This is a genomic window from Chitinimonas sp. (assembly GCF_036568685.1).
Taxonomy (GTDB): Bacteria; Pseudomonadota; Gammaproteobacteria; order Burkholderiales; family Chitinimonadaceae; genus Chitinimonas.
The window spans coordinates 1-21,929 of record NZ_DATCSC010000053.1; the positions used below are offsets into that span (position 1 = coordinate 1).

The 21,929-nt window shown below is 63.1% G+C and carries 21 protein-coding genes; 11 read left to right on the top strand and 10 right to left on the bottom strand.

Translation table 11 applies throughout. The features are described from left to right. The 3 genes from miaA to mutL form a co-directional block, all read right to left on the bottom strand. A partial coding sequence (gene miaA, locus VIM95_RS08800) for a tRNA (adenosine(37)-N6)-dimethylallyltransferase MiaA (RefSeq protein WP_331984705.1) occupies positions 1–819 on the bottom strand: 819 nt, incomplete at its 3' end. Then, positions 816–1,589: a hypothetical protein gene (locus tag VIM95_RS08805; protein ID WP_331984707.1), complete on the bottom strand. Its 774-nt coding sequence runs from the start codon at positions 1,587–1,589 to the stop codon at positions 816–818. The genes VIM95_RS08805 and miaA, both read right to left, overlap by 4 nt. Then, positions 1,586–3,457, bottom strand: a complete 1,872-nt coding sequence (mutL, locus tag VIM95_RS08810) for a DNA mismatch repair endonuclease MutL (protein ID WP_331984709.1) — start codon at positions 3,455–3,457, stop codon at positions 1,586–1,588. The genes VIM95_RS08805 and mutL overlap by 4 nt, the downstream gene beginning before the upstream one ends. Before the next feature lie 64 nt (positions 3,458–3,521). On the opposite strand from mutL, the gene VIM95_RS08815 reads away from it, so the two are divergent. Next, positions 3,522–3,920, top strand: coding sequence for a response regulator (locus tag VIM95_RS08815; RefSeq protein WP_331984711.1), 399 nt, complete (start codon positions 3,522–3,524; stop codon positions 3,918–3,920). Positions 3,921–4,068: 148 nt separating this feature from the next. On the opposite strand, the gene VIM95_RS08820 is transcribed toward VIM95_RS08815, so the two are convergent. Together VIM95_RS08820 and tsaE are read right to left on the bottom strand one after the other, a co-directional pair. Then, positions 4,069–5,379: an N-acetylmuramoyl-L-alanine amidase gene (locus tag VIM95_RS08820; RefSeq protein ID WP_331984713.1), complete on the bottom strand. Its 1,311-nt coding sequence runs from the start codon at positions 5,377–5,379 to the stop codon at positions 4,069–4,071. After that, on the bottom strand, positions 5,331–5,828 hold the full coding sequence (tsaE, locus tag VIM95_RS08825; protein ID WP_331984715.1) for a tRNA (adenosine(37)-N6)-threonylcarbamoyltransferase complex ATPase subunit type 1 TsaE: 498 nt from the start codon (positions 5,826–5,828) through the stop codon (positions 5,331–5,333). The genes VIM95_RS08820 and tsaE overlap by 49 nt, the downstream gene beginning before the upstream one ends. Positions 5,829–5,834: 6 nt before the next feature. On the opposite strand from tsaE, the gene queG reads away from it, so the two are divergent. From queG to VIM95_RS08850, 5 genes are all read left to right on the top strand, one after another. Then, positions 5,835–6,908 carry a tRNA epoxyqueuosine(34) reductase QueG gene (gene queG, locus VIM95_RS08830; protein ID WP_331984717.1) on the top strand — a complete coding sequence of 358 codons (1,074 nt, stop codon included), beginning with the start codon at positions 5,835–5,837 and terminating at the stop codon, positions 6,906–6,908. 37 nt (positions 6,909–6,945) lie between these two features. Then, positions 6,946–7,311: a VOC family protein gene (locus VIM95_RS08835; protein WP_331984719.1), complete on the top strand. Its 366-nt coding sequence runs from the start codon at positions 6,946–6,948 to the stop codon at positions 7,309–7,311. 38 nt (positions 7,312–7,349) lie between these two features. Next, positions 7,350–8,159 (top strand): glutamate racemase, encoded by an 810-nt coding sequence (gene murI, locus VIM95_RS08840; protein ID WP_331984721.1) that lies wholly within the window; start codon positions 7,350–7,352, stop codon positions 8,157–8,159. Positions 8,160–8,948: 789 nt separating this feature from the next. Further along, a complete protein-coding gene (gene purB / locus VIM95_RS08845; protein WP_331984723.1) occupies positions 8,949–10,316 on the top strand; it encodes an adenylosuccinate lyase in 1,368 nt (455 codons plus the stop codon). A gap of 34 nt (positions 10,317–10,350) precedes the next feature. Then, positions 10,351–11,838, top strand: coding sequence for a YdgA family protein (locus VIM95_RS08850; protein WP_331984725.1), 1,488 nt, complete (start codon positions 10,351–10,353; stop codon positions 11,836–11,838). Between the two features lie 68 nt (positions 11,839–11,906). Here the strand turns inward: VIM95_RS08850 and VIM95_RS08855 are convergent, their stop codons facing one another. From VIM95_RS08855 to rsmD, 3 genes are all read right to left on the bottom strand, one after another. Next, positions 11,907–12,188: a pyrimidine/purine nucleoside phosphorylase gene (locus VIM95_RS08855; protein WP_331984727.1), complete on the bottom strand. Its 282-nt coding sequence runs from the start codon at positions 12,186–12,188 to the stop codon at positions 11,907–11,909. A gap of 66 nt (positions 12,189–12,254) precedes the next feature. Further along, positions 12,255–13,616: a cation:proton antiporter gene (locus tag VIM95_RS08860; protein WP_331984729.1), complete on the bottom strand. Its 1,362-nt coding sequence runs from the start codon at positions 13,614–13,616 to the stop codon at positions 12,255–12,257. 25 nt (positions 13,617–13,641) lie between these two features. Next, the gene (gene rsmD / locus VIM95_RS08865) at positions 13,642–14,223 is read right to left on the bottom strand and encodes a 16S rRNA (guanine(966)-N(2))-methyltransferase RsmD (protein WP_331984731.1); all 582 of its coding nucleotides are present in this window, start codon (positions 14,221–14,223) and stop codon (positions 13,642–13,644) included. A gap of 185 nt (positions 14,224–14,408) precedes the next feature. Here rsmD and ftsY point away from each other — a divergent pair, with 185 nt between their 5' ends. From ftsY to VIM95_RS08890, 5 genes are all read left to right on the top strand, one after another. After that, positions 14,409–15,428, top strand: a complete 1,020-nt coding sequence (gene ftsY, locus VIM95_RS08870) for a signal recognition particle-docking protein FtsY (protein WP_331984733.1) — start codon at positions 14,409–14,411, stop codon at positions 15,426–15,428. Between the two features lie 266 nt (positions 15,429–15,694). Continuing rightward, positions 15,695–17,539: an LTA synthase family protein gene (locus VIM95_RS08875; RefSeq protein ID WP_331984735.1), complete on the top strand. Its 1,845-nt coding sequence runs from the start codon at positions 15,695–15,697 to the stop codon at positions 17,537–17,539. A gap of 140 nt (positions 17,540–17,679) precedes the next feature. Then, entirely contained in the window at positions 17,680–18,333 is a 654-nt protein-coding gene (ftsE, locus tag VIM95_RS08880) for a cell division ATP-binding protein FtsE (RefSeq protein ID WP_331984737.1), read from the top strand. Between the two features lie 13 nt (positions 18,334–18,346). Then, positions 18,347–19,252: a permease-like cell division protein FtsX gene (gene ftsX, locus VIM95_RS08885; RefSeq protein ID WP_331984739.1), complete on the top strand. Its 906-nt coding sequence runs from the start codon at positions 18,347–18,349 to the stop codon at positions 19,250–19,252. A 56-nt stretch (positions 19,253–19,308) separates the two neighbouring features. Next, positions 19,309–20,373 carry an FkbM family methyltransferase gene (locus tag VIM95_RS08890; RefSeq protein ID WP_331984741.1) on the top strand — a complete coding sequence of 355 codons (1,065 nt, stop codon included), beginning with the start codon at positions 19,309–19,311 and terminating at the stop codon, positions 20,371–20,373. Between the two features lie 74 nt (positions 20,374–20,447). Here the strand turns inward: VIM95_RS08890 and VIM95_RS08895 are convergent, their stop codons facing one another. Then, on the bottom strand, positions 20,448–21,419 hold the full coding sequence (locus VIM95_RS08895) for a succinylglutamate desuccinylase/aspartoacylase domain-containing protein (protein ID WP_331984743.1): 972 nt from the start codon (positions 21,417–21,419) through the stop codon (positions 20,448–20,450). A gap of 86 nt (positions 21,420–21,505) precedes the next feature. Further along, a partial coding sequence (locus VIM95_RS08900) for a hypothetical protein (protein ID WP_331984745.1) occupies positions 21,506–21,929 on the bottom strand: 424 nt, incomplete at its 5' end.

Genomic DNA, 21,929 nt, shown 5'->3' on the forward strand with positions numbered 1-21,929 from the left:
CTGGCGGGTAGCATAGATGCCGGTGTCGCGCAGCCCGGCGAGGTCGATCTCGCCCTCCAGGTACTGCCAGGCCTGTCGGTAGCCCACGCAGCGCATGGACGGCATGTCCGGGTCGAGCTCATAGTGGCGGCGTAGCGCCACCACCTCGTCGACGAATCCGTTCGCCAGCATCTCCGCAAAGCGCAAGGCAATGCGCTCATGCAGCACCGCCCGATCGGGCGGCAGGATGGCCAGCTTGGTCAACCGGTAAGGCAGGGGCTCGCTGGTCTGCTCGGCCAGCCAGGCCGACATGGGCTTGCCGGTCGCCAGCACGATCTCCAGTGCGCGCCCCACCCGTTGGCTGTCATTGGGGTTGAGCCGTTGTGCCGTGGGGGGGTCCAGCTGCACCAGCCGGGCATGCATGGCCGGCCAGCCTAGGCGCAAGGCATCTGCCTCCAGTTGCTGCCGTATGGCGGGCTCGGCCGAGGGCAATTCGTGCAGGCCTTCTTCCAGCGCCTTGAAGTAGAGCATGGTACCGCCCACCAGCAGCGGCACCCGGCCGCGGGCACAGATATCCGCCATCAGCGCCAGCGCATCTGCACGGAAGCGGGCGGCCGAATAAGTCTCGGTCGGATCGATGATGTCGATCAGATGGTGTGGTGCCAGCGCCAAGGTGGCGGCATCGGGCTTGGCGGTACCAATGTCCATGTCGCGGTAGACCAGGGCCGAATCGACCGAGATCAGTTCCACCGGTAGGCGCTGCGCCAGCTCCACCGCCAAAGCGGTCTTGCCGCTGGCCGTCGGCCCCATCAGGAAGATGGCCCTGGGCAAGCCGCTCATGCCTGCCTCCGCGCCAAACGCGCCGCGCCAAAACCCACGCCCAGACCAGTCAGCAGCGCAGGCCCCCAGGCCATGACGCCCAAGAGCGGAATGCCGTAGCCCAGTACGTAGAAGAACACCACAAAACCCATCAAGCCGATCAAGAAGCCCCGCAGTACCAGCAGCAGCGCGTCCCGCCCTGCGCCGGCATAGGTAAAGGCCGGAATCACCGTGGCGGCAATCGGCGCACCGGTAAAGAGGCCGGTCAGGCTAGGCCCAAGCAGGGCCGAAACACCGGTCAGCGATAGCACCAAGGCCGCGGCGGCGGCCATGCGAGTCATTATCTCTACCCTCGGCAGGTGCACGGCAAGTGGTGCGGCAGCTGGCTTGGGCAGACCGCGCGCCGCAGCCAGCCACAAGCTCGGCAGTACCAAAAGACCCAGGCCCAACGAATGCGCCACACCGGCCCAGTGCAGCAGCAGCGCCACGGCTACATAGACCAGCCAACCAGACAGAATGGCCAGCGGCCAACGGAACCAGGCGCTGGCATAGCCCACCGCCAACATATAAGCAATATTGGCCCACACCCCGACCGGGGCCGACAGCGCCACCTCGGCAGCGTAGCCACTGCCCCGGCTCAGCCACAGGCTGATCACCACCGGTGCGCCAACCAGGGGCAAGCCACCCAGCAAGCCGGCCACTCCGGGCCCCCAGCGTTTACCGGCCAGGCTGGCCAGCGCGATCATCATCGGCGCAGCCAGCAGCTTCACCAGCAAAACGAGGCCCATCACTGCCCCCGCATAAAGAGCTTGTCGAGGTCGTGCATGCCCAGCTGGAACCAGGTGGGCCGGCCATGGTTGCACTGGCCGGAACGCTCGGTCGCCTCCATTTCGCGCAGCAGGGCGTTCATTTCCGGCAGGGTCAGGCTGCGATTGGCCCGCACCGCACCATGGCAGGCCATGCTGGCCAAAAGCTGGTCGCGTCGCTCGGTCAGTACCCGGGTTGCCCCCACTTCGCGGATATCAGCCAGCACGGTACGCGCCAGCTCCACCGGGTCGGCATCGCTCAGCAGCATGGGGATGGCCCGCACCGCCAGCTGATTGGGGCCCATCACCGCCATCTCAAAGCCAATGCGCACCAGCATGTCACCATGTTCCTCCACCGTGGCCACGTCCAGCCGGTCGGCCGGGAAGGCCAGTGGGATCAAGAGTGGCTGGGTCGGCATATCATCCTGATCGAGGCTGTTCTTGAGCTTCTCGTACACCACCCGCTCGTGTGCCGCGTGCATATCGACCACGATCAAGCCATCCCGCGCCTGCGCCAGCACATACACGCCGTGCAGCTGTGCCAAGGCAAAGCCCAAGGGTGGGAAGTCCGGTTCATCCGCCGGCAAGGCACGCGGCGCCGGCAGCCGGTCAATCAAACCGCTGGCCGCCCCGGTGCCACCGGCGTCAAAAGCAGGCGGAGGCACCCAGGCCGGCGGCGCCTCGGCACGCGCCGTCTCACGCAGACCGCCGAACAAGGTGCCGTAAAAATCCTGGCTGGGTCGCTCATTGCTGGCCAAGGGCATGCGTAGCTGCTGGAAGCTCGGCGCGTAAGCCAAGGGGCTGGCCACCTGTTGCGGCTGGGTCGATAGCTCGGCCTGCTCGCCAACAACCGGTAGCGCCCCGGCGCGGGTCTCCGCCAGGGCCTTGTGCAAGGAGTGGAACAAAAAGCGGTGTAAGGCCTGCGATTCGCGAAAGCGCACCTCGGTCTTGGTCGGGTGGACGTTTACATCCACCGCTTCCGGATCGAGTTCGATAAACAGCACATAGAGTGGCTGCCTATCGAGGTGCAGCACATCCTGGTAGGCCTGCCGCACCGCGTGCAGCACCACCTTGTCGCGCACAAAGCGACCGTTCACGAATACGAACTGGCCATCGCGGCTGGAGCGCGACAGCGTTGGTGAACCGGCATAGCCATGGATGCGCAGGCTGCCAGCCGACTGCTCCAGGCTCAGCATGGTGTCGGCAAACTCGTTGCCCAGCACCGCGCGCATGCGCTCGGCGGGGCTCTCCGCCTTGAGCCGCCACTGCACCTTGCCATTATGGCTCAGGGTCAGGGTCAGGTCGGGGCGGGACAGCGCCACCCGCTTGAATACATCTTCACAGTGCGCGTATTCGGTCCCCGGCGTTTTCAGGAACTTGCGCCGGGCAGGCACATTGAAATACAGATCACGGACTTCCACCGTGGTACCGGCCGCCAACGCTGCCGGCTCGGCCTCGTGGATGCTGCCGTTGTCCGCCGCCACCCGCCAGGCCTGCTCGCTGCCCGCCAGCCGGCTGCTCAATATCAGCTGCGAGACCGAAGCGATGCTGGCCAGCCCCTCACCACGGAAGCCCAGGCTGCGCACCCGCTGCAGGTCTTCCAGACTGGCGATCTTGCTGGTGGCATGCCGGCTCAGCGCCAGTGTCAACTCCGCGCGGTCTATGCCGCCGCCATCGTCGACCACCCGTATCAGTTTGCATCCCCCCTCGGCCAAGTCTACGCTGATGACGGTTGCCCCCGCGTCCAGGCTGTTTTCCAGCAGCTCCTTGAGGGCAGAGGCTGGGCGCTCCACCACCTCACCGGCGGCGATCTGGTTGACGAGGTGGTCGGGCAGTTGACGGATACGGGACATGGCAGGGCACGGCGGAAGGGTGACACAGTATACCAGCCGGCCCGGACTCACTCTGGAGGAGGCAATGACGGAGGATAAGTCCTACAGCTTCTTCGTCATCGACGACGACAGCGTGCTGCGCTCACTGATACGCGGCATTCTGTCCGACGCCGGCTATAGCTATGCCGGCAGCGCAGTCAATGGTGAGGAAGGCTTCAAAGGCTGCCAGGACAAGCGGCCGGACGTAGTACTGCTGGATATCCAGCTGCCAGGCAGCGACGGCATCGACGTGCTTGGCCGGCTGATGCAACTGCGCGAACCACCCCGCGTCATCATGGTCAGTGGCCAGGCCACCCTGGCGAGGGTGCAATCCGCGCTGGTGCTAGGCGCCAGCGGTTTTATCGTCAAACCCTTTACCGCCGCCCGCCTGACCGATACGGTCGCCAAGGCCTTGCGGGGTGATCTACACCCCGCGCCGGAATAAGGAGGCTTCCGGCAGCCTCAATTTCTAAGCAAGACAAGGCGCGAGTGGAAAATTTCGACGCCGCATATGTTTTGATATGTGCGGAGAAATTTTCCGCGCGCAGCGCCGTATTGCGACGAAAGTGGGGCTGCTGGGAGCCTCCTTGTGCTCAAGCCAGCTTGTTGCGCGCCAAGGGCGGGTTCTTGGCCAGGTAGCGCTTGAGCCCGCTCAGGAGCGCATCCGCCATCTTGTCCTGGTAACTCTCGTCGGCCAGCTTCTTTTCTTCTTCCGGGTTGGAGATAAACGCCGTCTCCACCAGGATGGACGGAATATCCGGTGCCTTCAGCACCGCAAAGGCCGCCTGCTCCACCTGGCCGCGATGCAGTCGGTTGACTTCGCCAATCTCCGACAGCATGGCCTTGCCCAGCTTCACGCTGTCGTTGATGGTGGCGGTCTGGGTCAGGTCCAGCAGCGTTTGCGCCAGATGCGGATCACGCACATTGATCTTCACTCCGCCGATCAAGTCTGAATCGTTCTGCGTCTGCGCCAGCCATTTGGCCGCGGTGCTGGTCGCGCCGCTCTCGCTCAAGGTAAATACCGAGGAACCACGTGCATCGGGTTTCACAAAGGCATCGGCATGGATGGACATGAACAGGTCCGCCCCCACCTTGCGCGCCTTCACCACCCGCTGCCCCAAGGGCACGAAATAGTCGTCGTCACGGGTCAGCACCGCCCGCATATTGGGCTGCTTGTCGATCAAGGCCTTGAGCTTCTTGCCGATCGCCAGCGTCACATGCTTTTCGTAGGTACCACCCTTGCCAACGGCGCCAGGGTCCTCTCCGCCATGGCCGGGGTCGATCGCCACCGTAACCAGCCGGCTCACGTCCAGCTTGTCCTTGTCCACGGTCTCCTGGCTGGCCTTGGCCTGCCTGTCGGCCTTGGCTTCAGGCTTATCCGTCTTGTCGCCCTTGTCCGCCTTGGTGGCGGGCTGGCCCTTGCCGTCGTCCAGCAGGGCCAGCAGCGGATCGTCCGGCTTGGCTGGGTAGAGGTCGATCACCAGCCGGTGCTGGTATTCACCAAAGGGCTCCAGGGTAAAGACCTGCGGCTTGACCTCGGCCTTCAGATCCAGCACCACGCGTACCGTACCCGGTTTGTAGCGGCCGGCGCGCAGCTGCTTGACATAGGGGTCCTCGGTGCCGATGCGGCCGGCGATCTCCGACAATTCCTTGCCCCAGTCGGCCCCCTCCAGATCCACCACCAGGCGATCCGGGTCCGGCACCATGAACTGGTTGAACTTGAGCGGGGCGGTCGATTCCAGGGTAATGCGCGTATAGGCCTTGGCGGGCCAGACACGGACTGCGACCACGGCGCTACCGGCAAGGGCACGGGGCGCGACCCCGATCAGCAGCGTCGCCACCGCCCCCTGTAGCATCAGGCGGCGGGCGGGGTCGGGGCGGAAGCGGTCAAGATGGCGAGACATGCGGCTCCGTGAGGTGTGCCGGCGACGAGCTGGAAAGCGCGTCCTTCCGCTTCGGGTTCCAGGCTGATGCGCCAGTCCGGCGCGGGCAACAGGCCCTCCGCCTTGTCCGGCCATTCCACCAGGCAGACGCTGTCCGGGTTGAACATATCCCGGAAACCAGCATCTTCCCATTCCAGCGGGTCGGCAAACCTATATAAATCAAAGTGATGGAAGTATAAGTTAGAAACTGTATAAGGTTCAACCAGGGTATAGGTCGGGCTCTTCACCCGTCCCGTATAGCCCAAACCACGCAACAGTCCGCGCGTCAGCGTGGTCTTGCCGGCGCCCAGGTCACCCTGCAGATAGACCGTCAGCCCGCCACGCACGGCCTGCGCCAGCATCTCACCCATGGCCAGGGTGGCTGCTTCGTCCGGCAGATAGGCAGTCAGGGTATGATCTTGGCTATGCATGGCGCGATGGATTCTGGTGTTGAACGGGACTGGACGGCTCTGGCAGGCGATATCAAACGCTGGGCCACGGAGCTGGGATTCGACGCGGCGGTCATCGGCGACGCCGACCTGGGCGACGCAGCCGAGCGCAATCTCGAGGCCTGGCTCGCCGCAGGCTACCACGGCGAGATGGATTATATGGCGAGCCACGGCAGCAAGCGCGCCCGTCCCAAGGAACTGGTCCCCGGCGTGCGCCGCATCATCTCGGTACGCATGAACTACCGCCCGCCGGCCGCCCGTGATAGCGAAGCGGTACTGGCCGACGGTACGGCAGCCTTTATCTCGCGCTACGCGCTGGGGCGCGATTATCACAAGGTATTGCGCAATCGCCTACAGAAACTGGCAGATCGCATCGTTGCCGCCGCCGGCCAATTCGCCTACCGCGCCTTTGTCGACTCCGCCCCGGTCATGGAAGTTGAGGCCGCCGCCCGTGCCGGGCTAGGCTGGCGCGGCAAGCACACGCTGCTGCTCAACCGCGAGCACGGCTCCTTTTTCTTCCTGGGCGAACTCTTCACCGACCTGCCATTGCCCATAGACCCTCCGCTGCCACAGGAGCACTGCGGTCGCTGTCGCAAATGCCTGGATGTCTGCCCTACCGGCGCCATCGTCGCCCCCTACCAGGTCGATGCCCGTCGCTGCGTGTCCTACCTGACCATCGAGCTCAAGGGCAGCATCCCCGAAGACCTGCGCCCGCTGATCGGCAACCGCGTCTACGGCTGTGACGACTGCCAGTTGTTCTGCCCCTGGAACCGCTTTGCGGTGGACAGCCGCGAAGCCGACTTCCAGGTCCGCAATGGCCTGGACGACGCCAGCCTGGCCAACCTCTTTGCCTGGAGCGAAGCAGACTTCCAAAGCCGTCTCGCCGGGACCGCCATCTACCGCATCGGCTACGAGCGCTGGCTGCGCAATATCGCCGTTGGCCTGGGCAACGCTCCCAGCAGCCCGGCCATCATTGCCGCACTGGCAAGCCGCCGCGACGATGCCTCGCCCTTGGTGCGTGAGCACGTGGCCTGGGCCCTGCAGCGCCATGCGGCAGGCTAGTCCTATACTGCAGGGTCAGCCTTCAGATCCTGCCGCCATGACCACCCTACGCCTGGGCCAGATCGCCCTGCCGGTGCACGATGTAGCACGCGCCACCGCCTTCTACCGCGACGTACTGGGCCTGCCGCTGCTATTCACGGCGCCGCCCGGCCTCGCCTTCTTCGACTGCGGCGGTGTGCGCCTGATGCTGTCACGCCCGGAAGGTACCCGCGGCTGGCCAGCCTCGGTACTCTATTACCAGGTGGACGACCTCGCCAGCCAGCACACCCGCCTGCTTGCCGCCAAGGTGGCAGTACAGGGAGAGCCCCATCTGATCGCCCACATGCCGGACCATGAACTCTGGATGGGCTTCTATGCCGATAGCGAAGGCAACACACTGGCGCTGATGGAAGAGCGGCGCTGACGTAGAATCGCGGTCTAGTCATCCAGAGCCGCAGCGCCATGTCCTCCTCCCTCGCTTCCCGCCCCATCGGCGTCTTCGATTCCGGCATCGGCGGCCTGACCGTCACCCGCGCCCTGATGGAGCGGCTGCCCTTTGAGGACATCGTCTACCTCGGCGATACCGCCCGCGTGCCCTACGGTGTCAAATCGGTCGCGACCATCGAACAGTTCTCGCAGCAGATTGTCGACTTCCTGATGCAGCAGGAGGTGAAGCTGCTGGTGATCGCCTGCAACACCATCTCGGCCGTGGCGGCGCAAAAGATCCGCGCCCGCGTCTCGGTCCCGGTCATCGACGTGATCGACGCCGGCGCCCGCAATGCCGTGGCGGTCACGCGCAACGGCGCTATCGGCGTGATCGCCACCCCTACCACGGTCAACAGCAATGCCTACGCCCGTGGCGTCCATACCCTCAACGCCGACGCCCGGGTCTATTCGCAAGCCTGCCCCCTGCTGGTCCCCTTGGTCGAGGAGGGCTGGCTGGATCACCCGGTCACCCGCATGACGGTGCAGGAATACCTCAAGCCGGTACTGGCCGAGAATATCGACACCCTGGTACTCGGCTGCACCCACTACCCCTTGCTCAAGCCACTCCTGAGCGATGAGGTCAGCAAGGACGTGAAGCTGGTCGATTCCGCCGTCAGCGTTGCCGAACAGGTCGCCGCCACCCTCAATGAACTCGGCATTGCCAACCCGCAACGCGGCGAGGCCACCTACCGCTATTACGTCACCGACATCCCACTGCGCTTCCAGACCGTGGGAGAGCGCTTTCTGGGCCGCAGCCTCAAGAATCTGGAAATGGTGCAGTTGTGATCATGGATTTAGATTTGTGATTGCTGAGCTGTCGGCTCATCGCCCGGCTGAGCCGGGCCCTAACCGGCAATCGATGTTCACACGCGCTTCGCTTTATTGACTCCACTCCCCCCGCCCTCGCCGCCGCGAGGGAGCCTCACTGAGGATCACCGACTGAGGTCAATAGACCGCTGCACGTTCAGCTCACCGCCCGGCACAGCCGGGCGTTTTTGCTGCATATGATGTTCAGACGCGCTTCGCTTTATTGATCTCACTTCCCACCCTCGCTCCGCGAGGGAGCCTCGCTGACGCTCGTTTGTGGCTTCGATGAACTATGTCGGTGCGCTGCACCGTAGGGCGCAATCCCCGAAGGGCATTGCGCCGTATCGACCGTCGCGAATACGCAGACTCTTAGTCAAGACACTGACGAGCGCCAGCGAGGTTCCCTCGCCTTAGGCGAGGGCGGAGGGAGTGGGGATATAAAAGCGAAGGTACGCTCGGCCCTCATATGTCGGTTAGCGCCCGGCTTTGCCGGGCGGTTAGCTGAGCGCTTCTATGCTGTACAGCTCGAGCGGCTCCAAGTAAGGCGCAATCCCCGGAGGGCATTGCGCCGTATCGCTCGCTGAGTACCACGCCTGCGTCCCAACCCCGCTCGCCGCTAAGCATTTGTTTTGCTGTCCAATAACTAACCTCCACCGTCCTTCGGTCAAATTACCGCAGAGCACCAGCCGGCTTTTTTGCTGTCACAGCGCGGTGCGCTAGGCTACCGTGCTAGAATCTCGCGCTTGTTTTGATTGGACTTTTTGCATCATGACGCTCTCCACGCTTACCGCCCTCTCCCCGCTCGACGGCCGTTACAATAAGCAAGTCAACGCCCTGCGCGACTGCTTCAGCGAATATGCGCTGATCAAGTACCGGGTGAAGGTGGAAGTGGAATGGCTCAAGGCCCTGGCCGCCGAGCCCGCCATCAGCGAAGTACCGGCCTTCTCGCCGGCCACCATCGCCGAGCTCGACGAAGTCGTGGCCCAGTTCTCCGAAGCCCATGCCGAAGCGGTCAAGGCCATCGAGAGCCGTACCAACCACGACGTCAAGGCGGTCGAGTACTGGCTCAAGGAACGTCTCTCGGGCAACCCCGAGATCGGCCCGGTCACCGAGTTCCTGCACTTCGCCTGCACCTCGGAAGACATCAACAACCTGTCGCACGCCCTGATGCTCAAGGCCGGCCGTGACGTGCTGCTACCCAGCCTCGCCGGCATCATCGAGCGCCTGCGCAACCATGCGCACGCCCTGGCCGACAAGCCCATGATGTCGCGCACCCACGGCCAGCCCGCCACGCCCAGCACCATGGGCAAGGAATTGGCCAATATCGCCTACCGCCTACAGCGCCAGTACCAGCGCATTGCCGAGGTCGAACTCCTGGGCAAGATCAACGGTGCGGTCGGCAACTACAACGCCCACCTGTCGGCCTACCCCAATGTCGATTGGCCAGTGTTCGCGCAGCGCTTTGTCGAATCGCTGGGCATCCACTTCAACCCCTACACCATCCAGATCGAGCCGCATGATTACATGAGCGAGCTGTATGACGACTTCGCGCGCGTCAACACCATCCTCATCGACATGAACCGCGACATCTGGGGTTATATCTCGCTGGGCTTCTTCAAGCAGAAGGTCAAGGAAGGCGAAGTCGGCAGCTCCACCATGCCGCACAAGGTCAACCCGATCGACTTCGAGAACTCCGAGGGCAATCTCGGTCTCGCGAACGCACTGCTGACCCACCTGAGCCAGAAGCTGCCGATTTCGCGCTGGCAGCGCGATCTGACCGACTCTACCGTGCTGCGCAATATGGGCGTGGCGCTGGGCTATGCCCTCCTGGGCTACGCCTCGGCCATCAAGGGCCTCGACAAGCTCGAAGCCAACCCGGACGCCATGGCCCGCGACCTCGATGCCAACTGGGAAGTGCTGGCCGAGCCCATCCAGACCGTGATGCGCCGTTACGCCGTGCCCAATGCCTACGAGCAGCTCAAGGACCTGACCCGCGGCAAGGCCGGCATCAACCGCGACAGCCTGCACGCCTTCATCAAGACCCTGGCCATCCCCGAGGCCGAAAAGCAGCGCCTGCTCGAACTGACCCCGGCCAGCTATATCGGCCGCGCCACCGAGCTGGCCCGCAATATCTAAATCCTGAATCCAACCCGCCTAGGCCCGCATACACGTGACCTCCAAGCAGAAGATTCCGCTCATCGCCGGCGCCGTCATCGGCGCTCTCGCCATCGCCTACACCGGTGCCAGCTGGTGGGCCGGTAAACAGGCCGAGGTCACGCTCGGCAAGCAGCACCAGCTGCTGGCCGACCTGCCCTACTTCGCAGTCAAGTCGCGGGACTACCAGCGCGGCGTGTTCAGCTCCACCGAGCGCACCACCATCGCGCTGGCGCCCAACCTGCTCAAGCCCTACCAGATGCTCAAGCTCGAAGAGCTGGGCAAGGTAAAGCTTGAGCTGAGCTACACCCAGACCATCAAGCACGGTCCCTTCCCGCTGCTGGCCCAAGGCAATCTGAGCCCGCTCAAGGCGGTCGTCACCACCGACATCGAATTCACGCCCGAGACCCAGGCGCTGCTGAAGAAGATGTTCGGCGACCAGAAGCCGCTGCAGTTGGAGAACCGCATCCAGTTCAACGACGATGGCGTGTTCACGGTCAAGGTGCCGGGCTTCACCTATGAAGAGACCCTGGCCAAGGTCAAGACGGTCTGGCAAGGGCTGGATGCCTCCATCGCCTACAGTGGCGACTTCAACAAGGTCGACATCCTGGCCGCGGCGCCGGGCCTGCACTTCGAGGCAGGACCCAAGGGCACGCTGGACATCAAGGACCTGCGCTTTGAATCGCACAATGCCCGCGGCGCCGCCGGCATCATGCTGGGTGACGGCAAGCTGACCCTGGCCTCGGCCGCCTTCAAGCAGACCGAGGGCGAGCGCGTAATCGACGCCAAGCTCGACAACCTCAGCTACCTGGTCAAGACCGGCGCCGAAGGTGACTTCATCAATTCCAGCGGCGATATCGGCCTGCAAAGCCTGGTGCTGAACGGCAAGACCTATGGTCCCGCCAAGCTCTCGGTAGCCGCCAACCACCTGCATGGTCCCACCCTGGCCAAGCTCAGCCAGGCCGTGACCAAGATCCAGCGCGAAGTAGCCGACCCCAGCGAGCAGGCCAGCAAGATGTTCGCCGTATTCCGCAAGGAGGGCCTGCCGCTCCTGCGCAACGATCCTTCGCTGTCGATCAAGCAACTGTCGATCAAGCTGCCCGAAGGCGAAGTCGCCCTCAAGGCCGACCTGGGCCTGAAGGGCTTCGAGGACAAGGACCTCGACAACCCGCTCAAGCTCCTGGAAAAGCTGCAGGCCAATGCCGACCTGCGCGTGCCCAAGCAGGTCATCGAGACCTATGTGCTGTGGCAGGCACGCGGCATGATCGCGGTCGATACCGAAGAAGGCGAACGTCCGGATGCCGAGGAACTCGACAACCTGGCCCGTAACCTGATGGAAAGCCAGATCCGCAAGCTGACCGAACAGAACCTGATCCGTGCCGATGGCGACATCCTGAGCAGCACGGCACAGTGGAAGGGTGGTCACCTGACCGTCAATGGCAAGGACATCCCCCTGCCCTGGCAGGTACCACTGGGCGCCCCGCCCGCCGCGCCGGCCAAGTAAAGTCACGCTGCAAAACAAAACGCCCGGGTCACCGGGTGTTTTGTTTTGGCATCTCAAGCCACGGCGCGTTACCTGTACTCACACAGGTAAGCGGTATCCACCGCCACCTTGAGCTGGAATTTGCTGTTGCCTGGCACGTTGAAGCGGCTACCGGCCGCAAAGGTCTGCCATTCGGCTTCGCCCGGCAGGCGTACCGTCAGCGCACCGGCGATCACCTGCATCACCTCGGCCTGGGCAGTACCGAACTCATACTCGCCCGGCGCCATCACGCCCACCGTGGCCGGCCCTTCGGCCATGCCAAAGGCCAGGGATTTGACCTTGCCGTCGAAGTACTCATTGACCTTGAACATCACGCAGCTCCTGTCATTTGGGGATAGCGCAGTATGCCCAAGACGCCGGGCCATCGTCAGAACCAGTTATTCGGCGCTTATAGCGGCGCGGCGCCGCAGGAGCAGCGCCAACACCGGCGGCGTCACCAGGGTAGTCAGCACGATCACCACCACGATCACCGAGTAGAGCTCGGCCGATACCACGCCCAGCTGCCGGCCTATGGCGGCAAAGATCAGCCCTACCTCGCCACGCGGCACCATGCCCCAGCCCACCAGCCAGCGATCCACCGGTCCGGCCACAAGACCGGCGGCAATCTTGCCCAGCACCGCCGCCACGGTCACCGCCAGCGCAATCAACACGGTATGCAGGTCGGCAAAGGCAGCCAGCCCCACCTGCATGCCGGTCAGCACAAAGAACAAGGGCACCAAGAGGTAGCCCACAGGCTCCATCAGTCGCTGCAGCCGGTGCCGGTTCTCCCCCTCCAGCAGCGCCTGCAGACCCTGACGCGCAGTCGGCTCGACCGGTTCCAGTGCATTACGCAGGGTCACGTGCATGGGATCGGGCGCAAAGCCCTTCATACAGGCCGGCTCCAGGATCAAACCGGCAGCAAAGGCCCCGACAATGGGCGCCAGCCCCACCAGGGCGGCCAGGTAGGCAAAGCCCAGGCAGAAGGTCAGCAGCACGGTGAACTGCATGGCCGGCCCCGGGTGCACCTGCGCCAGCAGAGCCGATACCCGCGGCGCCAACCACTGGCCCAGCACCACCGCCCCCAGGAGAAAGCCCAGCGCCTTGGCCGAGATCAGCACAATGTCAGCCAACCCCACCCCACCAGTCTGGGCAATGGCCGAGACCACGGCCAGGATGATCAACCCCAGCACATCGTCGATCACCGCCGCACCGAGCACGATGCGCGCTTCGGCGCTTTGCAAGCGACCCGCATCCTGGAAGACCCGGCCGGTAATGCCGACCGAGGTCGCGGTCAGCGCGGCGCCAAGGAAAAGATGGGCCAGGAAGGAGGCCTGTGGCATCAAGAGTGGCCCCACCAGCCAGGTGCCGAGCAGAAAGGGCAGCACCACCCCAACCACCGCCACCAGAAAGGCCCGCAGGCCCACCTGGCGCATGGCGCCCAGGTCCGACTCCAAACCAATCTGGAACAACAGCACCACCACGCCAAGCTCGGCCAGGAAGTGCAGGACGGCATCGTGCTTGAGCGCTTCCAGCCCGCCCCAGCCCAAGAGCGCCAGGTTTCCCAGCAAGATGCCTATCGCCAGCTCGCCCAGCACGGCCGGTTGACCCAAGCGCTCCACCAGGCTGGAAAGCCGCGCCAACAGAAGCAGGAGCAACAACCACAGAAAATGCTGGCTGGTCGGCACGCCATCGGCCGCCAATACCGGCAGGGATAGCCCCGCCAGGGCGGCGAAGGAGAGGGTCGGGCTCAGACGGCGCATGAGGGTGCTCGGGGAGGGTAAAGCTTCAGCCTACTGGCTCCATCTCCAGGAGGCCATAGTGGGCGACCCCAGCCTTGCCCTGCCGTAACACCCGCCAGCCGGGGAGTTCCGGCCACTGGGCCGACTCGATATAGACCCGCGCGCCCGGCGCAAGGCATGGCGCCAGCACCGCCAGTACCCGCGGCAGCAGGTCAGAGGCAAAGGGCGGGTCGAGAAAGACCACATCGAATTGTTCACTGCAACGCCCCAGCCAGCTCAAGGCATCGGCCTGTACCACCTCCACCACCGTCGCGCCCAGAAGACGGCTGTTGTCGCGCAAGGCCTGCAAGGCAGGCCTTGCCAGCTCGACCATCACCACCCGCGCCGCGCCGCGCGAGGCCGCTTCGAAACCCAGCGCACCACTGCCGGCAAACAGGTCCAGGCAGGACTGGCCATGCAGCTCCTGGCCCAGCCAGTTGAACAAGGTCTCGCGCACCCGGTCGGTAGTCGGCCGCAGCCCGTCACCATCCGGAAACGGCAGGATACGGCGGCGATACTCACCACCGATGATGCGCAACTGGTTGCGGCCACGCAGGGCCTGGTTGGTCTTGGGAGCAATCTTGGGCATGGCAGAATCAAGGGCAAAGAAGGCCGGCGAGGGCGCCAGGCAAGGCCACCAGCCCGCCGGGGCGGGCCGGCCGGGGGCAAAATCCTGTGCCGAATATAGCGCAGCGCTTGGGGCACAGGGAGGGAAAGGCTAGAATCCTACCCCAACTCACCGGCGCCGCCGGTTTTCCCTATAGATTCAAGCGCATGTCTGACAATCAAACCCCGCAAGACCAGCAAGCCGGCTGGGGCGCCAAGCTCTGGAAGGTTCTCAACACCGACGTCGGCGTGCTCGCCAAGGATGTTGCCCAGGCCTCCAAGGAAGTCTGGCAGTACAAGCTCAAGGCCGGCCTCGCCAAGACCCGCGACAAGCTCGGCAAAGAGCTGGCGGCGCTGTTCGGTGGCGGCCAGATCGACGAGGACTTGTACGAAGAGCTCGAAACCGTACTGCTGACAGCCGATATGGGCGTGGATGCCACCACCCATCTGCTCAAGGACGTGCGCCAGCGCGTCACCCTCGCCGGCCTCAAGGATGCCAGCGAGCTGCGTGGCGCGCTCAAGGGCGCCCTGACCGACCTGATCGCGCCGCTGGAACGTCCCTTGGCGATCGAAGGCCACAAGCCCTTCATCATCATGGTGGCCGGCGTCAACGGTGCCGGCAAGACCACCAGCATCGGCAAGCTGGCCAAATACTTCCAGAGCCAGGGCAAGAGCGTGCTGCTGGCCGCCGGCGACACTTTCCGTGCCGCCGCCCGCGAACAGCTGGTGGCCTGGGGTGAGCGCAACAACGTCACCGTGATCGCCCAGGACGGCGGCGACTCGGCAGCCGTCTGCTTCGACGCCATCAACGCCGCCAAGGCGCGCGGCATCGACATCGTGCTGGCCGACACCGCCGGCCGCCTGCCCACCCAGCTTCACCTGATGGACGAGATCGCCAAGGTCAAGCGCGTGATCGCCAAGGCCGACGCTAGCGGCCCACACGAAGTCCTGCTGGTGCTCGACGCCAACACCGGTCAAAACGCCCTGCAGCAGGTCAAGGCCTTCGACGACGCACTGGGCCTGACCGGCCTTGTGCTGACCAAACTCGACGGCACCGCCAAGGGCGGCGTCATCGCCGGCATCGCCAAGCAGAAAGCCATCCCGCTACGCTTTATCGGCGTCGGCGAAGGCATCGACGACCTGCGCCCCTTCGAAGCCAAGGATTACGTCGACGCCCTTATCGAATAGTCACTGCATCAGGCGGCTCAGGCCGCCTCAGGTGATAGTGTCACCACACGGTACAAAAAACCCCAGTAAAACCTGGGCATAAGTAGCACAACGTTTATAGGTTTAGCCATTCAGCAGATCGCATATGTTCATCAAGTAGTAATGGGCGGTCATGCGCCCAGCAGTAAAAAATAACTCGGTAGCAAACCGGATGAGGAAGCTCCCACCACAAGGCCAAAAGAGTCTGCAGTGGAGAGCAGTGAATAAATTGTCGAAAAAATATATCCATGCGCTTTTTTGGAACGAAGCCGACGGCCGTTGAATACGTGCTGTTCGGTCTGCTTGCCGCCGCAATACAGATACATCTACAGGAAGTCTTCACCGCACAAATCCGGCAATTACCCAAACCGGAAACCCTGGGGTTGTTTTTTGACCTTCTGATATTCCTGACGCTCTCATTGCCCGGCTATCTCGGACTAAGGAAGCTCATCCCTGTGGGAAAGCCAGCTCGATTCCTGGGGCTGGTGGTTGCCCTCCTTCCTCCTCTGGCGGCGTTTGCCCTGCTGCTCACCTCACACTGCCTCTGGGAGATGACTGGCAGCACCCTCAGCCTGGGTCTGCTGGAATATGGTTTCGCCGATCTCGCCCACGCGGAAAAGATGGCCACCACCAAGGTGAGCATGGAGCCAGTCAGGGCTGCATTTGTCGCCTTGCTGTTCGCAGCTGTCGCAGCCTCAGTCCAAAAAGTCCGGGCCTACAGCGTCAGATCCTTGCTCGCCTTGCCCTTGCTGCTCACACTGCTGATCGCTCCCTTTACGAGCTACCCTTGGACCCACTCCCTTGTAGCCAACGAAGTGGGCAACAAGACCGGTCATGTCGCCACCATCCTGCAGGATGCACTCTATCGTCCTTCCCTAGAGCACGGCGGCGATACACTGATCACCACGCAGATCTACCAGACACCTCAAATCACGTCGCTGCAAAATACCCCCAACATCATCATCCTGATACTGGAATCCACCCGCGCCCGCTCCGTAGGCCCCCACAGTAGGCCTGCACAATCGCTGACACCGAACCTTGATGCCCTGTCCGGCATCTCTCTACACGCGACCCAGGCCTTTACAACTACGGACCACACTTCCAAGGCCTTGGTTGGCATTCTTTGTGGCATGTACCCGAACCCGAAGTTCAGGGCGGTCGAGGCGCGCGCCAGCGGCATGAAGCCAAGCTGTCTCGCCAAGCTACTACGGCAACAAGGGTATGCCAGCCTGTTCCTTCAATCTGCCCCTGGCAACTTTGAGCAGCGCAGTGACCTCGTAGCAAACATGGGCTACGAAAGTAGCCTGGCTCAAGAAGACTTCAGCGAAGGGTCATACGCCAAGGTTGGCTATCTGGGCATGGATGACCGCGCGCTGATCGAGCCCGCACTGCACTGGATGCAAAAGCAGGAAAAGCCTTTCCTCCTGACCATGCTGACCTCGGTAACCCACCATCCCTACCAACTACCGTCCACCACAGCGCAGCCAACCATCCAACGAGCAGAGCCGGGACAGGACCCGCAGGAGGAGCTGAAACGCTACGAGCAGACCATTCGCTACACCGATCAGCTCGTGGGGATTTTCATCGACCGACTGAGGAAGTCCGGTCTACTGGAGAACACCATGGTCATCATTACCGGTGACCACGGAGAGGCTTTTGGCGAGCATGGCACCTTCACGCATAACGGTATCCCCTATGCCGAAGTTACCCAGATCCCCCTGTTGATCCATTACCCCGCTCGCTATCCTGCGGGTGGTGAGATAACCGGTTTACGCCAGCACATCGACATCGTGCCGACCGTATTAGCACTGCAGGGTGCTAGCTGGCAGGGTGTGTTACCTGGAAAAAGCCTGCTTTCCAGAGGGCACGACAGCGTACTCAGCCATTGCTGGGGGCCTCGGCGCTGTGCCTCGCTCCGCGACGAGACAAGCATGCTGGCCTATTACTACGACAAGGATCCTGCCCTGCTGGTCAATCTGCACGAAGACCCGGAAGAGAAGCAACCCGCTCTACTGCCCAATACCGTGCTGAGCCGCGCACGTATTCGCCATATCCTCCAGACGACAAAGGCAATAGAAAAGTATTGGGAATAAGTCAGATACCGCAAGTCATCAAATCCGTCAGGTCGCGCGCTACCGCATCGATTAAACTCTCGCCCTAAAGCGCGGTAATTCGCAGTGAATGCCGCCGATACTGACGACTAGCCACGCGTGGATAGAAAACTGACCGAGCCATGATCCAGTTCAACCAAGTGAGCAAACGTTACCCCGGCGGCTTCGAGGCACTCAAGAACCTCAGCTTCCAGATCGAAACCGGTGAGCTGGTCTTCCTGGCCGGCCACTCCGGCGCCGGCAAGTCCACCCTGCTCAAGCTGATCGCCGGTATCGACAAGCCCACTTCAGGCTCGGTGGTGGTCAATGGCCAGAACCTGGCGGCCATCCGCCGCGGCGCCATCCCCTTCGTGCGGCGCCATATCGGCCTGATCTTCCAGGACCACAAGATCCTGTTCGACCGCACCGTATTCGACAATGTGATGCTGCCGCTCGACATTGTCGGCTACGACCGCCGCGAGGCCGCCCGCCGCGCCCGTGCCGCGCTCGACAAGGTGGGTCTACTGGGGCGCGAGAAGATGAATCCCATCTCGCTCTCGGGTGGCGAGCAGCAACGCCTGTGCATCGCCCGCGCCGTAGTGCATCGCCCGTCCATCCTGCTGGCGGACGAGCCGACCGGCAACCTGGACCGCGCCTACGCGCTCGACATCATGGAGCTGTTCAAGAGCTTCCACCAGGTCGGTGTCACCATCCTGATCTCCGCCCACGACGAGACCCTGATGGCCGACTACGGTCGCCGCATCCTGCGCCTGTCCAAAGGCCAGTTCACCCAATAAGGAAGCACGGACGATGAAACACTGGCTGCGCCTGCACCGGCTCGCGCTCGGCTCCACGCTCAAGCTGTTTGCCGCCAACCCGCTCGCCTCGGGCCTCAACCTCTTGGTGGTCGGTATCGCGGTGGCCCTGCCCCTGGGCCTCTACACCCTGGTGAGCAACCTCAACGACCTCTCCGGCCGCCTGCACACCGAACCCGAGGCCAGCCTCTTTTTGCGCCTCAATACCAACCCGATCGAGATCGACCGGGTTCAGACCATGCTGGAAAAGCAGCCCGAGGTCGCTGCCGTTAAACTGATCAGCAAACAGCAGGCCTTGCATGATCTGGAGCAGTCGAGTGGCATGAGCGAGCTGCTCGCCGGCCTCGGCAGCAACCCGTTGCCCGACGCCTTCAGCCTCACGCTCAAGCAGAGCAGCCCCGAACAGCTCGACGCTCTCGCCAAGCGACTGCAGGCGGACCCAGCCATCGAGTTCGTCCAATTGGATTCGGCCTGGGCGCGCCGCCTGGCCAGCATCGTCGAACTGGGCCGCCAGACCACCCTCACCGTGGCGGCGCTGTTTGGCGCCGGTCTGCTGCTGGTCACCGCCAACCTGATCCGCATGCAGATCCTGACCCGTCGTGAAGAGATCGAGGTCAGCAAGCTGATGGGCGCCACCGACAGCTTCATCCGCCGCCCCTTCCTCTACTTCGCCGGCCTGCAGGGCCTTCTGGGTAGCGTAGTGGGTGTCGTGCTGGTGGGCCTGTGCCTGCAACGCCTGACCCGCCCGGTGGACGAGCTGGCCACCTTGTACGGCGAGCGCTTTGCCCTCACCCTGCCTGGACCCGACATCCTACTGTTGACCTTGGCAGTCGTCATTGCATTGAGCTTTTTCGGCGCATTACTGTCGGTTGGCCGCCACCTGCGGGCCATGGACGCCTGAATCTGGTAAACAGCCACTGCCCCAAGCCTCCCCCCATTGCATGTAGAGCTTGCTCGATGGAGATGACGCTGAATCAAGCCTCCCTACCCTTCGTGGTTTATGGTTTGGGCCAAGCAGGCCAGGCCCTGGTCGACGCCATGCTTGATAGCGGTATGGCGGTGGCCTGTATCCTGGACAGACAAAAAGGCGGTACCCACTATCGCAATGTCCGAGTCCTGACGCTCGACACCTTCCTGGCCCAAGAGAACAGCGGCGAATATCGCTGCGTAGTTGGCCTGCATAACCACTATGTGGATCTGCAGGCCCTGTTCAATGAGTTGATCAGCAAAGGCTTCCATGAGGTCCTGTCGCTGGTTCAGTTCGTCCGTCGCTTCCCTATCGTTCAGTTCACGTCCTATTGGCTGGATACGGCATTCGACTACTCGGCGTTGACAGCAAAAGCCGCACAATTCAGCAAGATGCTGGCGGATGGAAAGAGCAGGGCACTGCTGGCAACGATCTTGGACTATCGTCTGCATGGTGAGATCGCAGCCTGTCCCCATCCCAGCCTCTACGATGAGTACACTCCGGAGGACCTGCCCCGCTTTGCTGACAAACTGCGGCTGATCGATTGCGGTGCCCACATCGGCACCAGCATCGAGAAGTTCCAGGCCGCGGGCTATGAAATCGAGGCGCTCGCCGCATTTGAACCCGACCCTGGCAATTTCGGGCTGCTCAGCCAAAAGTCATTTGGCCAGGCACCCACCAGCCTCTTCCCGCTGGGGGTATGGTCGTCAAACGTACAACTGCGGTTTGCAGCCGCAGGCACCATGGGTAGCGCTATCCAGAGCGATGGCGACACCCTGATCCAGTGCGCCAGCATTGACCAGACGCTGCGCCATTTCGCCCCCAACCTGATCAAGATGGACGTGGAAGGCGCCGAGATGGAAGCCCTCAAGGGAGCTGAGCGGACACTCAGGCAGTATCAGCCCAATCTGTGCATTTCCTTGTATCATCGGCCCGAACAACTGCTGGATATCCCTTTGTACCTGGACTCACTGTCACTGGCTTACACCTACCGACTCCGGGTACATGAATTCAATACCTTTGGTGTTGTCCTGTACTGTCATCGCCAAACTTGAATACCTGCCCGCAGGCACGCCCCAGCAAAAAGCCACGCAGCAATGCGTGGCTTTTTGTTTACCAGCCTGCAGCCTCAGGCTGCGTTGGCAAAGCGGTCGGTCTCCCGTGCCAGGTAGAACCACTCGTGGCCAGCCTCGGCCTTGGCGTTGGGGAAGACAATATAGCCGTCACAATCCGCCACCAGCACCTCGCCATTGTGACGGGTACCGATCACCTCACCCTGCTTGAGCCGATCGAAGCTCGCCCAGGTCCGGACGAAGGCATCCTCGACGTGCACCTTGTCGATCACCTCGTAGAGATGCAGCGCCTCCACATCCTGAGCGGGTGACGGATCGGGCCGGTCACTCAAGCCCAGATGAGCCAGGGTATTGTGGATGGCCTGGTAGGCCACTTCCGGCGCCTGCGGGTCGGCATGCTGGCCGCACTCCAGGGTGAGCGAATAGCCGCCCACCGAGCGCATGTATTCGGTCGTACCCACGCCGTAGCGGGCGTCGGCCGTCAGCTGCTGGGCCCGGCTGGCGTCGGCCGCCAGCGACTGGTTGCGGCGTGCTACACCACGGGCATAGGTCGAGAGCCAACCGTCCACCACCCGGCCCACGCCCAGCCGCAGTGCCAGCGCCTCTTCTTGATGAGCATGATGGAAGGGTTCCAGCGCTTCATCGTTGTTGAGCGGTCCCACCATGGCAAAAGCTCGGCCCGGTGACTGGAAGGAGTGCAGGTCCAGCAGTACATCGTGCTGGGCCAGCAGTGGGCACAGCCAGTTGGCGATCTGGTCCTCAAAATCCTGCGGCGCCTCGGTCGGGTTGAGGTTGCGGTTGAGGTTACGGTCACCGGCACGGCGGGCCAGTTCATAAGCCAGCGGGTTGGTAATCGGCACGAAGGTCACGCTGCCGGACACCAGTTTGAAAACCCCACGCTCAAGCTCATCGATCACCCGCAGGATGCCCTGGGTGCCCGCGATCTCATTGCCGTGGACGGCACCCAGCACAATCAGGCGCGGCCCGGGCTGGGGGCTGGCGAAGGAAAGGGATTTGAAATAGTGCATGGTGTCCGCTTCGGCCTAAGGGAAAAACGCCGCGCAGTATAAAGGCACAGCCGCCTTGAGGGCAGCCTTGCGATAAAAGGTGCCGGCTATGGCGCCCCACCCATCAGCTGCAAGGCGGCCGCCCGCTCGTCCGCTACACTGTCACAGGGCTTCAGCATAAGGCGCCGGCTCTCGTTGCCCAGGCGGTCCACCCCAGACAGCACCAGGGCCGTAGTATCCGCCGCCACCGTCAGCGGAGCCAAGGGTAGCGGTCTAACTTCGAAGTGCCAACGACCTGCCTGTTGCCGCCACACGGCCAGGCGGTTGGCGCTACCCGAAAGCCCCACCGCCAGCTCGGTGGCAGGGCGCATACAGGCCGCCACATTCGGCGCTGGCGGCGGCGTCGCATCCAGCCAGGGCGAAGCGGGTACCAAGGCGGTCTCGGCATAGGGGCCGGCCGTGAGCCTGCTGCGTATACCCTGCTTGTCCTGCATCAGCATGCCCAGGCCAAAATGGATGTGCCCACCAGCA